Genomic DNA, 11,777 nt, shown 5'->3' on the forward strand with positions numbered 1-11,777 from the left:
TTGGTACGATACGCCCAGAAAAACAACCTCTACTTTCTAAGCAAGTTTTGAATATTATTTTTATGTCGTTTCTGAATTTAACCTCAGATTAAAATGAGTAAGTAAGGTGTACATGAAAAGTAGTTAACCCGACGGCATCAATCAATTATTAAATCTTACATCAGGATTGCGTTTATTAGTTTTTGAATGAGCGATGTTTTTATTTGCTAAGGTGGTCACAGTTTTTTCAGTAATGAAATAAGAAAAGGAAAACAGTGAAAGAAAATAACTTTCAAGTATTACGTGACTAAGGGAGGGGTAGCTGAAAAAATAGGCTGGTCAGGAAGAGCGTGAACGAGTGAGGTCAGAGCCAGCGGTTGTCGAGCAAAACGGCAGATAGCAGGCATAAAAAAACCCGCTTTACGCGGGTTTTTCTACAAAGCTGATAACAAGCAGGCGATTAAGCCAGTTTGTTGATCTGTGCAGTCAGGTTAGCTTTATGACGTGCAGCTTTGTTTTTGTGGATCAGACCTTTAGCAGCCTGACGGTCCACGATCGGTTGCATTTCGTTAAATGCTTTCAGTGCAGCAGCTTTGTCGCCAGCTTCGATAGCTGCGTATACTTTCTTGATGAAAGTACGCATCATAGAGCGACGGCTTGCGTTGTGCTTACGAGCCTTTTCAGACTGAACGGCGCGCTTCTTAGCTGATTTGATATTAGCCAAGGTCCAACTCCCAAATGTGTTCTATATGGACAATTCAAAGGCCGAGGAATATGCCCTTTTAGCCTTCTTTTGTCAATGGATTTGTGCAAATAAGCGCCGTTTAAATTGCAGCACTCGTTGCGTAGTGATGGCGCAGGATTCTACCAGCTTGCGTGCTGTGAATACAGCCTTTCCATGAGAAAAATTGCATTAAGCGGCGGGTTTTGGGGCGGAGTTTGCCGCATGGCGATGAAAAGCATCTTCTTTATGTTTCCTCAGGGCAATAGTCGGTTAACCTTGACCGCTGTACAAGGTATACTCTTGCGATTTTCACTGTTTTGAGTCAGACATGAAGCTGATACGCGGCATACATAATCTCAGTCAGGCCCCGCATGGGTGTGTGCTGACCATTGGTAATTTCGACGGCGTACATCGGGGGCATCGCGCTCTACTGCAGGGTTTGCAGGAAGAAGGACGCAGACGCGGTCTGCCGGTGGTGGTCATGATTTTCGAACCGCAGCCGCTGGAGCTGTTCGCGACGGATAAAGCGCCCGCTCGCCTGACGCGCCTGCGTGAAAAACTGCATTACCTTGCGCAGTGCGGCGTGGACTATGTGCTGTGCGTGAAATTCGATCGCCGCTTTGCCGCTTTGACGGCGCAAACGTTTATCAGCGAACTGCTGGTGGAGCGACTTGGCGTGCAATTTCTTGCCGTCGGCGATGATTTCCGCTTTGGTGCTAGCCGCGCGGGCGATTTCTTGTTATTACAGAAGGCGGGGGCGGAGTATGGTTTTGCGGTTTCCAGCACCCAAACCTTTTGTGAAGGCGGCGTGCGTATCAGTAGTACCGCAGTGAGACAGGCGCTGGCGGAAGATAACCTGGCGCTTGCCGAAAGTCTGCTGGGACATCCCTTTACTATTTCCGGGCGTGTCGTTCATGGCGACGAGCTGGGACGTACCATTGGCTTCCCGACGGCGAACTTACCGCTGCGCCGTCAGGTCTCCCCGGTCAAGGGGGTCTATGCGGTGGAAGTCACCGGGCTTGGCGATAAGCCGTTACCCGGCGTAGCGAACATTGGCACTCGTCCAACGGTGGCTGGCGTGCGTCAACAACTGGAAGTGCATCTGCTGGACGTTGTAATGGACCTCTACGGTCGCCATATAGATGTAATACTGCGTAAAAAGATACGTAATGAGCAGCGATTTGCGTCGCTTGATGAGCTAAAAGCGCAAATCGCACGCGATGAGTTAACGGCCCGCAAGTTTTTTGGGCTAGCCGGGCAGGTGTAACCCTGACGGTGTTTATCAAACCGAAATACGGAACCGAGAATCTGATGAGTGACTATAAATCGACCCTGAATTTGCCGGAAACAGGGTTCCCGATGCGCGGCGACCTCGCCAAGCGTGAACCGGGAATGCTGGCGCGTTGGACCGATGATGATCTGTACGGCATCATTCGTGCGGCCAAAAAAGGCAAAAAAACCTTCATTCTGCATGATGGCCCTCCATATGCGAATGGCAGCATTCATATTGGTCACTCAGTTAACAAGATTCTGAAAGACATTATCGTGAAGTCCAAAGGACTGTCGGGATTTGACTCGCCTTACGTGCCGGGCTGGGACTGTCACGGTCTGCCTATCGAGCTGAAAGTCGAGCAGGAGTTCGGTAAGCCGGGCGAGAAATTCACCGCCGCTGAATTCCGCGCTAAGTGCCGCGAATATGCCGCTACGCAGGTTGACGGCCAGCGTAAAGACTTCATTCGTCTGGGCGTGTTGGGCGACTGGTCGCATCCGTACCTGACCATGGACTTCAAAACCGAAGCCAACATCATCCGCGCGCTGGGCAGAATTATCAAAAACGGTCATCTGCACAAAGGCGCTAAGCCGGTGCACTGGTGCGTTGACTGCCGTTCCGCGCTGGCGGAAGCGGAAGTTGAATATTACGACAAAACGTCACCGTCTATCGACGTGGCGTTCCGCGCCGTCGATCAGGATGCGGTGAAAGCGAAGTTTGGTCTGCCGGGCGTGAGCGGCCCTGTGTCGCTGGTTATCTGGACCACCACGCCGTGGACACTACCGGCTAACCGCGCCATCTCCCTGGCGCCGGACTTTGATTATGCGCTGGTGCAGATTGACGGCCAGGCGGTGATTCTGGCGAAAGATCTGGTTGAAAGCGTCATGCAGCGTATTGGTGCGGCTGAATACACCATTCTCGGCACCGTTAAAGGCGCGGAGCTGGAACTGCTGCGCTTTACCCATCCGTTTATGGGCTTTGACGTGCCGGCGATCCTCGGCGATCACGTCACCCTGGACGCCGGTACCGGCGCGGTACATACCGCCCCTGGCCACGGCCCGGATGACTACGTGATCGGCCAAAAGTATGGCCTGGAAACGGCTAACCCGGTTGGGCCGGACGGCGCTTACCTGCCAGGCACATATCCAACGCTTGACGGTGTTAACGTCTTCAAAGCGAACGATATCGTTATTGAACTGCTGAAAGAAAAAGGCGCGCTACTGCATGTCGAAAAAATGCAGCACAGCTATCCGTGCTGTTGGCGTCACAAAACGCCGATCATTTTCCGCGCGACCCCGCAGTGGTTCGTCAGCATGGATAAAGAAGGGCTTCGTCAACAGTCGCTGAAAGAGATCAAGGGCGTTCAGTGGATCCCGGACTGGGGTCAGGCGCGTATTGAATCAATGGTCGCTAACCGTCCTGACTGGTGTATCTCACGTCAGCGTACCTGGGGCGTACCGATGGCGCTGTTCGTGCATAAAGAAACGCAGGAGCTGCTGCCGATTGAGCGTACTCTGGCGGCGATGGAAGAGGTGGCGAAACGCGTCGAAGTTGACGGTATCCAGGCGTGGTGGGATCTCGACCCGAAAGAGATCCTCGGCGAAGATGCCGATCAATACGAGAAAGTTCCGGATACGTTGGACGTTTGGTTTGATTCCGGTTCCACCAGTTACTCCGTGGTTGATGCACGTCCGGAATTCGCCGGTCATGCGGCCGATATGTATCTGGAAGGCTCTGACCAGCATCGCGGCTGGTTTATGTCCTCCCTGATGATTAGCGTGGCGATGAAAGGCAAAGCGCCATACCGCCAGGTACTGACTCACGGCTTCACCGTCGATGGTCAGGGGCGCAAGATGTCCAAATCCATCGGTAACACCGTGTCGCCGCAGGATGTGATGAATAAACTGGGCGCGGATATCCTGCGTCTGTGGGTGGCGTCTACTGACTATACCGGCGAAATGGCGGTCTCTGACGAAATCCTGAAACGCGCTGCCGACAGCTATCGTCGTATCCGTAATACCGCGCGCTTCCTGCTGGCGAACCTCAATGGCTTCAATCCGGCCACCGATATGGTCAAACCGGAAGAGATGGTGGTGCTGGACAGGTGGGCGGTGGGCTGCGCGAAAACGGCGCAGCAAGAGATTCTGAAGGCATACGAAGCTTACGACTTCCATGAAGTGGTACAGCGCCTGATGCGCTTCTGCTCCGTTGAAATGGGTTCGTTCTACCTCGACATCATTAAAGACCGCCAGTACACCGCGAAGGCCGATAGCGTCGCGCGTCGTAGCTGCCAGACTGCGCTGTATCATATCGCAGAGGCGCTGGTTCGCTGGATGGCGCCGATCATGTCCTTCACGGCTGATGAAATCTGGGGCTACCTGCCGGGCGAGCGTGAAAAATATGTCTTCACCGGCGAATGGTACGACGGGTTGTTTGGCCTGGAAGAGAATGAAGAATTTAATGACGCATTCTGGGACGATGTCCGCTATATCAAGGACCAGGTCAACAAAGAGCTGGAAAATCAGAAAGCCAATGGCATCAAATCGAACCTGGAAGCAAAAGTGACGCTGAAATATGCTGACGATGCTAACGGTACGATCAAGAAGCTGAAACTGTTGGGTGAAGAGGTCAGATTTATCTTCATTACTTCCCAGTTCGTGATTTCTGAGCAAGCGGGGGGTATTGATGATGAAAATATTCAGTACAATGCTGGTAATACGACAGTTCAGGCAGTGGTAACGCGTGCCGAGGGTGATAAGTGTCCGCGCTGCTGGCACTACACTACTGATGTCGGCAAGGTGGCGGAACATGCAGATATCTGCGGACGCTGTGTCAGCAACATCGCCGGTAATGGCGAACAACGTAAATTTGCCTGATGAGTAAACCACTCTGTTCAACAGGACTACGCTGGCTATGGCTGGTAGTAGTCGTGCTGATTATCGATTTGGGCAGCAAATACCTGATCCTCCAGAATTTCGCTCTGGGGGATACGGTAGGGCTGTTCCCGTCGCTTAATCTGCATTATGCGCGTAACTACGGCGCGGCTTTTAGCTTCCTGGCGGATAGCGGCGGCTGGCAGCGCTGGTTCTTTGCCGGGATTGCGATAGGGATCTGCGTAATTCTTTTGGTGATGATGTATCGCTCGAAAGCGACGCAGAAGCTGAATAACATCGCTTATGCGTTAATCATCGGCGGCGCGCTGGGTAACCTGTTCGACCGCCTGTGGCACGGCTTTGTTGTCGATATGATCGATTTTTACGTCGGCAACTGGCATTTCGCGACGTTCAACCTTGCCGATAGCGCGATCTGTATCGGCGCGGCGCTGATAGTACTGGAAGGCTTTTTGCCGAAGCCGACAGCGAAAGAACAGGCATAAGCGTAAATACCGGGTGGCGCTTATCCGGTTTTGTAGGTCTGATAAGCGCAGCGCCATCAGGCAAACGTGGTGCCGGATGGCGGTGAAAAAGCCTTATCCGGCCTACGGTTTTATCGTCCTTTGTGCCTCCGGGCAAAACACGTGAGCAATTTGCATGTCTAAATCCGTACAGAGCAACAGCGCGATCCTCGTTCACTTCACCCTGAAACTGGATGATGGCTCAACGGCGGAATCTACCCGCAATAACGGCAAGCCAGCCCTGTTCCGTCTTGGCGATACCTCGCTTTCCGAAGGTCTGGAGCAGCAGCTTCTGGGGTTGAAAGAAGGGGAAAAGAAAGCGTTTTCGCTGGAGCCTGACGCCGCGTTTGGCGTCCCCAGTCCGGACTTGATCCAGTATTTCTCGCGCCGTGAGTTTATGGCGGCGGGCGAACCGGAAGTCGGGGCGATTATGCTTTTTACCGCAATGGATGGCAGCGAAATGCCTGGCGTGATTCGCGAAATCAACGGCGACTCGATTACCGTTGATTTTAACCATCCGCTGGCCGGGCATACCGTTCACTTTGATATTGAAGTGCTGGAAATCGATCCGGCGCTGGAGGCATAAACATGCAGATCCTGTTGGCCAACCCACGCGGTTTTTGCGCCGGGGTAGACCGCGCTATCAGCATTGTTGAAAATGCGCTCGCCATTTACGGCGCGCCAATTTACGTTCGGCACGAAGTCGTGCATAACCGCTATGTAGTGGACAGCCTGCGCCAGCGCGGGGCGATCTTTATAGAGCAAATTAGCGAAGTGCCGGATGGCGCCATTCTGATCTTCTCCGCTCATGGGGTTTCCCAGGCGGTGCGTAACGAGGCGAAAAGCCGCGATCTTACCGTTTTTGACGCCACCTGCCCGCTGGTGACGAAAGTCCATATGGAAGTGGCGCGCGCCAGCCGTCGCGGTGAAGAATCTATTCTCATCGGCCACGCCGGGCACCCGGAGGTGGAAGGCACCATGGGCCAGTACAGCAACCCGGAAGGGGGGATGTACCTGGTTGAGTCGCCAGAGGACGTCTGGACGCTGAATGTCAAAAATGAAGGCAAGCTCTCCTTCATGACGCAAACCACGCTTTCCGTGGACGATACGTCCGATGTGATTGATGCGCTGCGTAAACGCTTTCCGAAAATCGTCGGCCCGCGCAAAGACGATATTTGCTATGCCACAACTAATCGTCAGGAAGCGGTGCGGGCGCTGGCGGAGCAGGCTGACGTGGTGCTGGTGGTCGGCTCGAAAAACTCTTCTAACTCTAACCGATTGGCGGAACTGGCCCAACGGATGGGAAGAACCGCGTTTCTTATCGACGATGCGGCGGATATCCAGGAGGCGTGGGTGAAAGAAGCCGCCTGCGTCGGCGTCACCGCTGGCGCTTCCGCGCCGGATATTCTGGTGCAGAATGTTATTGCGCGTCTGCGCGAGTTTGGCGGCGGCGAAGCTGTCACGCTTGAGGGGCGCGAAGAAAATATTGTTTTCGAAGTGCCGAAAGAGCTGCGTGTGGATGTTCGTGAGGTCGAATAAGATTTCATAATTCAGAAATCTGCCTGATGACGCTACGTTGACCAGATCTTAAGAATTTCTTTTGATATTCAATGTGCGACAGGAAAAATAAGGCGTAGTCGTCATCCGTTGCTAATGCCCCACCTTTTTGCTATTCATCTGAAAAACCAGCACAATCGTTGCTGGTTTTTTGGTTGTAATGCCTACAGGGATAAGGGAAATGGGCAAAATAAAATATGGATTGCCAACGTTACTCGCCATCGGCTTTTGGATGGACGCAACAAGAGCCACGGTGCTGGAGCTACCCGCCTGGGAGCGAAACTATACCGGAACTATCGCGGGGAAACCGGTAAACGTTAATATCACGCGATTTGGTAACACGCTTTATGGGTATTACTGCTATGAACCTTGCAATCAGCACAAGGCAGTGATTGTTCTACGCGGCTCACTCCAGGATAAAGAGGTGCATCTTGAAGAACGCGTAAAGGCGCTTTCGGGTTACTGGAATGCGGAAATCTCCAGCAGTGAGATTAAAGGCGAATGGACGTCCGCAGATAAAAAACGACATTTTCCTGTTGCCCTTATCTACCTCAAACCTAAAAACTCCCCTGATATTGTGCTGGTCACGAACACGAATGATGCAGGGGGTTACGACCCTTCCAAAGAGATTGATTGCGGCAATACGCCGGCCATTTCGGCGATAAAATTATACCGTGATGGTAAACTCATACAGACCTTAGATACCGCCTCGGTGGGCACTTGTAGCCCGTTTATGCCTCAATGGGGGGATGTCAATTTTGATGGCTACCCGGATCTATCGATTGTAACAGAGCTACTTGCTGGGCCGGATGCTCCAGTACAAACATGGCTCTATGACCCCGCCAAGCAGCGTTATGTTGATGCGCCAGCGTCTTATCAGGAAATCACTTCACCAGAGATCGATGCTGAACATAAACAGATTGTCAGCTATTGGCGCGGCGGTTGCTGCAGCCATGGCGTCAATGTGTATCGCTGGAAAGGAAAAACGATTGAACTGATCGATCGCGGTGAAAGCTACTTTCAGCCTGTGATAAGTAAAGGCAAAATGTATAACTGCTACATGACACCTTCCTACGCTGATGGGCGTATTATTTATCCGCTAGTACGTAAAAATGGTCATTTGACGCCGCCTCTTAGCCTTGATGGGACGTGTCAATCTTTTTGGCTAACCGGTAATGTTCGTACCGTGATTCAGGCAGAAAAACCCGGCGCTGAGCCCGAATCGCTTGAGATTCAGTGGCAGGAAAACAAAGCATCGCCAGGGCGTTTTTGCCCATTAGTTCCGTTTGTCGAAGGTGATAAGCTAAGTCCGCGTCTGGTGACGGATGACGATGTGCCTGATGCCTGTATCAGTCGCGCTGAGTATGAAGATATAAAACAATAGGTCAGGAGAGCATTAATGACAGCATCCCTACACATTATTCTTGATACCGATCCGGGCATTGATGACGCGGCTGCGATTGCCGCCGCGCTGTTCGCCCCCCAGCTTGATCTGCAACTAATAACCACCGTCGCAGGCAATGTTTCCGTTGAAAAAACGACCCGTAATGCGTTGCAGCTTCTGCATTTCTGGAACAGCGATATCCCACTTGCCCAGGGGGCCGCGACACCGCTGCTGCGTTCGTTACGCGATGCGGCATACGTCCACGGCGAATCCGGTATGGAAGGCTATGATTTTGTCGACCATCAGCGCCAACCGTTGGCGAAGCCTGCGTTTATCGCTATCCGTGATGTGCTGATGAACGCCCCGGAGCCCATGACATTAGTGGCGATTGGGCCATTGACCAATATTGCGTTGCTACTGATGCACTATCCGGAGTGTGCGTGTAACATTCGCCGTCTGGTGTTGATGGGCGGTTCCGCAGGGCGCGGCAATTTTACGCCTAATGCTGAATTTAACATTGCTGTCGATCCGGAGGCCGCGGCGCTGGTGTTCCGCAGCGGTCTGGAGATTGTGATGTGTGGGCTGGACGTTACAAATCAGGCAATGCTCTCGCCAGATTTTCTGAATAAACTGCCCGCGCTGAATCGCACCGGTAAGATGTTGCACAGCCTGTTCAACCATTATCGCAGCGGTAGTATGCGCACTGGCGTCCGGATGCACGATCTCTGCGCTATCGCCTGGCTGGTGCGTCCGGAGCTTTTTACCCTGCAATCCTGTTTTGTGGCCGTAGAAACGCAGGGGGAATATACCGCAGGCACGACGGTCGTTGATATTGAAGGGCGTCTGGGGCAGCCCGCCAACGCGCAGGTGGCGCTGGATGTGGACGGTTTTCGTCAGTGGGTGGCTGAGGTGTTTGCCTATGCGCCGTAATTACATGTTGGCGCCATAATCTCATACTTTGCCGCGATAGAGTCTCTCCGGCCTGCCCACTTTCCCGTAGCTGATCTCCGCTTCGAGAAAGTTATTTTTCACGCCTTGTTCCAGATAGCGTCGGGCAGTGGTTTTACTGCTGCCCAGAATTTGCGCCAGAGTGTCTGCTGTATGTACTGCCTGCGGGTCGGCGAATATTTGTCGTACCCGGTTGAAGGTGTTTTCATCAATTCCCCGCAGTCCGCTATTCGGTTCTGCGGTTTGTTCTTTGGCCTGGATATTAAATAAGGCATCAACGTGCGTCTGGTTTGCCTGCTCACTGGAACGTAACGAACTGCGGTAACGGGTGAACCGCTCCAGGGTATGCTGCAGGCGCTGATAATGTACCGGCTTAATCAGATAATCGAATACGCCCATGCGTAAGGCATCGCTGATGGTATCCATATGATTGTCGGCGGTAATGAAAATAATTCGCCCCGTGTAGTTGGTGCTGATGGTATGACGAATTAAATCGATCCCTTTGCCATCGGGTAAAAAATTATCCAATAGAATTAACTGTGGTTGATAGAGGCGTATTTGCTTCTTCGCACTTTCCAGTTTGTCTGCGATGCCGACGATTGAAAACTGGGGAAAAATCTTGATGGTGTCCACCAGGATTTCCGCTAACATCGGTTCGTCTTCAACGATGAGTGTCGTAATGCTATCCATGTTATTCTTCTCTGGTAAAAGGGATATAGAGGGTAAAAATGGTGCCAAAAGGATTATTGTTATCGACGATAATGTCACCATTGGCCTGCTTGACGTAGCTGTGCACCAACCATAATCCAATTCCGTGATCGCCGTTGTTGTGGGTGGTCACTCCACGCTCGAAAATATGCTGGCGGATATTTTCGTCAATACCACATCCCTGATCGGCAACTTCAATAATGACTTCATTACCTTCGCTATTGATCAGGCACTCAATCTGTCGCGAGCCTTCGCGATTGAGCAGGGTGGCGTTATAGGCGTTGTCCAATAAATTGCCAACAATCGAAATCCATTCATTATGCGAGAGCGATGACGGCAGGTGTTCAACAAAGCTTGAAGGATCGAAAATCAGCTCCAGCCCCAGCTCTTTTGCCCGATAATATTTACCGATTAATAGCCCCGCAAGGTGGTGGTCGCGGAAATTATGGGAAATAAAATCGAGTACTTTCTGGTGGCTTTCCGACTGCTGCTGAATCAGCGCCAGCGCATTATCGTAGCGCTTCAGGAACAGCAGTCCGGCAATGGTGGAAATAAGGTTGCGATGCTCATGCTGCACGGTGCGCAGGTTATCGGCGTATTGCCACACCTGACTTAACTGCAGGCTGAGTGTATTGATATCGTCTTTGTTGCGAAAGCTAATAACCCAGCCCTGAGGCTGGTTGTCAATAATGACCGCCATGCGACTGGCGATGACTTTCATTTGGTTAAAGGTGACGATCTCATCTTTTTTGTTTTTTTGCGGCGCATCGTAAAAGAAGGCCTCCGGCAACACGACATGGTGGATTGCATAGCCAATGAGTTCAGATTCCGGTTGGCTCAGATTCAATAAGCGGCGAGCCGTTTGGTTAATGGCGGTAATACGGTGATGGGAGTCAATGGCGATCAACCCTTCAAATACCGACTCAAATAACACGCTTTGCTGAATTAATAGTTGTGAAAGCTGCTGCGGCTCCATGTTAAGCATCTGCTTTTTAATATGCAGCGAGAAGCGGCGGGCGCAGTACAACAGCACCAGCAGCAGTAACGCCATCGGGAACAGCAACGAGCTGATTTGTAAGTTAAGCCAGCTCTCCAGCTGTTCCAGAGTATAGCCGACGGAAACAATACCGATGACTTTACCGGTACTGTCCTGAATCGGGGATTTACCACGCAAGGAAGAGCCTAATGAACCTTTGCGCACCGATACGTAGCTTTTAGCATTATACAGCGCGTCGTCGCTATCGCCGCCCTCCATATATTTGCCGATCTCATCCGGGTTGACGTGATACAGTCGCTGACCTTTTTCGTTGCCAACGGTAATGTAAGTCGCGTCCGAAAACGAGCGCATTGGGTCAATCAACGCTTTGATGCGTGACAAATCATGCGCCTCTACGGCTTCAACTAATTCTGGCATAGCGGATATTTGCATTGCCTGAATAAGCGCACGTTGGCCCACCTGATAATGCAGGCGCTCTTTCGTGATATCGGTCAGATACCAGGTGATTGCCAGCATCACGATGGTGGATGTAAACAGGATCAGTAGAAATATCCGGTTTTGAAACGAGCGTCTGGCAAACCAGCGTGTAATTTCCCGTATAAACATATTGGTATTTAGATATTTAATTACGGTATTTTCTTGCATTCGGCATCACCGGAACCTGAACCAGTTCATACTTACTTTTCTTTCAGAAAAAATTTGGATGAAAATGGGATACGACATGCGTATCCCATCCACTATTACATCGCCAGCACGTACTTCAGCATCACGCCCGCCGCAATGGCCGAACCGATAACCCCCGCCACGTTCGGGCCC

11 protein-coding genes and 1 pseudogene are annotated in these 11,777 nt (G+C 51.8%); 8 read left to right on the forward strand and 4 right to left on the reverse strand.

Annotated features, from left to right (window positions below; all coding sequences use genetic code 11):
* Nucleotides 1-439 precede the first annotated feature (439 nt).
* The gene (rpsT, locus tag ACLJRU_RS19585) at nucleotides 440-703 is read right to left on the reverse strand and encodes a 30S ribosomal protein S20 (protein ID WP_001518655.1); all 264 of its coding nucleotides are present in this window, start codon (nucleotides 701-703) and stop codon (nucleotides 440-442) included.
* A 105-nt stretch (nucleotides 704-808) separates the two neighbouring features.
* Here rpsT and ACLJRU_RS19590 point away from each other — a divergent pair, with 105 nt between their 5' ends.
* From ACLJRU_RS19590 to rihC, 8 genes are all read left to right on the forward strand, one after another.
* Entirely contained in the window at nucleotides 809-1,024 is a 216-nt protein-coding gene (locus ACLJRU_RS19590) for a DUF2575 family protein (protein WP_001538903.1), read from the forward strand.
* 7 nt (nucleotides 1,025-1,031) lie between these two features.
* Nucleotides 1,032-1,970: a bifunctional riboflavin kinase/FAD synthetase gene (gene ribF / locus ACLJRU_RS19595; protein WP_000767311.1), complete on the forward strand. Its 939-nt coding sequence runs from the start codon at nucleotides 1,032-1,034 to the stop codon at nucleotides 1,968-1,970.
* Between the two features lie 44 nt (nucleotides 1,971-2,014).
* Nucleotides 2,015-4,849 (forward strand): isoleucine--tRNA ligase, encoded by a 2,835-nt coding sequence (ileS, locus tag ACLJRU_RS19600; protein WP_038393931.1) that lies wholly within the window; start codon nucleotides 2,015-2,017, stop codon nucleotides 4,847-4,849.
* Nucleotides 4,849-5,349 carry a signal peptidase II gene (gene lspA / locus ACLJRU_RS19605; RefSeq protein WP_000042739.1) on the forward strand — a complete coding sequence of 167 codons (501 nt, stop codon included), beginning with the start codon at nucleotides 4,849-4,851 and terminating at the stop codon, nucleotides 5,347-5,349. Before ileS ends, lspA begins: the two co-directional genes overlap by 1 nt.
* A 154-nt stretch (nucleotides 5,350-5,503) precedes the next feature.
* The gene (fkpB, locus tag ACLJRU_RS19610) at nucleotides 5,504-5,953 is read left to right on the forward strand and encodes an FKBP-type peptidyl-prolyl cis-trans isomerase (RefSeq protein ID WP_000047269.1); all 450 of its coding nucleotides are present in this window, start codon (nucleotides 5,504-5,506) and stop codon (nucleotides 5,951-5,953) included.
* A 2-nt stretch (nucleotides 5,954-5,955) separates the two neighbouring features.
* Nucleotides 5,956-6,906 (forward strand): 4-hydroxy-3-methylbut-2-enyl diphosphate reductase, encoded by a 951-nt coding sequence (gene ispH / locus ACLJRU_RS19615; RefSeq protein ID WP_001166428.1) that lies wholly within the window; start codon nucleotides 5,956-5,958, stop codon nucleotides 6,904-6,906.
* A gap of 199 nt (nucleotides 6,907-7,105) precedes the next feature.
* Nucleotides 7,106-8,308 (forward strand): XAC2610-related protein, encoded by a 1,203-nt coding sequence (locus ACLJRU_RS19620; protein WP_011264176.1) that lies wholly within the window; start codon nucleotides 7,106-7,108, stop codon nucleotides 8,306-8,308.
* 15 nt (nucleotides 8,309-8,323) lie between these two features.
* Nucleotides 8,324-9,238, forward strand: coding sequence for a ribonucleoside hydrolase RihC (rihC, locus tag ACLJRU_RS19625; protein WP_187790670.1), 915 nt, complete (start codon nucleotides 8,324-8,326; stop codon nucleotides 9,236-9,238).
* A gap of 21 nt (nucleotides 9,239-9,259) precedes the next feature.
* Here rihC and ACLJRU_RS19630 read toward each other — a convergent pair whose 3' ends face one another.
* The 3 genes and pseudogenes from ACLJRU_RS19630 to ACLJRU_RS19640 form a co-directional block, all read right to left on the reverse strand.
* A complete protein-coding gene (locus ACLJRU_RS19630; RefSeq protein ID WP_000377406.1) occupies nucleotides 9,260-9,946 on the reverse strand; it encodes a response regulator in 687 nt (228 codons plus the stop codon).
* 1 nt (nucleotide 9,947) lies between these two features.
* Nucleotides 9,948-11,567: a sensor histidine kinase gene (locus ACLJRU_RS19635; RefSeq protein ID WP_187790671.1), complete on the reverse strand. Its 1,620-nt coding sequence runs from the start codon at nucleotides 11,565-11,567 to the stop codon at nucleotides 9,948-9,950.
* Between the two features lie 134 nt (nucleotides 11,568-11,701).
* A pseudogene (locus ACLJRU_RS19640) lies at nucleotides 11,702-11,777 on the reverse strand (oxaloacetate decarboxylase beta chain); the annotation flags it as partial.

It is taken from the genome of Salmonella sp. SAL00653 (assembly GCF_046552515.1).
GTDB classification, from domain to species: domain Bacteria; phylum Pseudomonadota; class Gammaproteobacteria; order Enterobacterales; family Enterobacteriaceae; genus Salmonella; species Salmonella enterica.

Bases quoted from the DNA above. Each gene is read 5' to 3' on its own strand.
- ribF (WP_000767311.1), top strand. From the start codon at position 1,032: ATGAAGCTGATACGCGGCATACATAATCTCAGTCAGGCCCCGCATGGG.
- ileS (WP_038393931.1), top strand. From the start codon at position 2,015: ATGAGTGACTATAAATCGACCCTGAATTTGCCGGAAACAGGGTTCCCG.
- lspA (WP_000042739.1), top strand. From the start codon at position 4,849: ATGAGTAAACCACTCTGTTCAACAGGACTACGCTGGCTATGGCTGGTA.
- fkpB (WP_000047269.1), top strand. From the start codon at position 5,504: ATGTCTAAATCCGTACAGAGCAACAGCGCGATCCTCGTTCACTTCACC.
- ispH (WP_001166428.1), top strand. From the start codon at position 5,956: ATGCAGATCCTGTTGGCCAACCCACGCGGTTTTTGCGCCGGGGTAGAC.
- ACLJRU_RS19620 (WP_011264176.1), top strand. From the start codon at position 7,106: ATGGGCAAAATAAAATATGGATTGCCAACGTTACTCGCCATCGGCTTT.
- rihC (WP_187790670.1), top strand. From the start codon at position 8,324: ATGACAGCATCCCTACACATTATTCTTGATACCGATCCGGGCATTGAT.
- ACLJRU_RS19630 (WP_000377406.1), bottom strand. From the start codon at position 9,946: ATGGATAGCATTACGACACTCATCGTTGAAGACGAACCGATGTTAGCG.
- ACLJRU_RS19635 (WP_187790671.1), bottom strand. From the start codon at position 11,567: ATGTTTATACGGGAAATTACACGCTGGTTTGCCAGACGCTCGTTTCAA.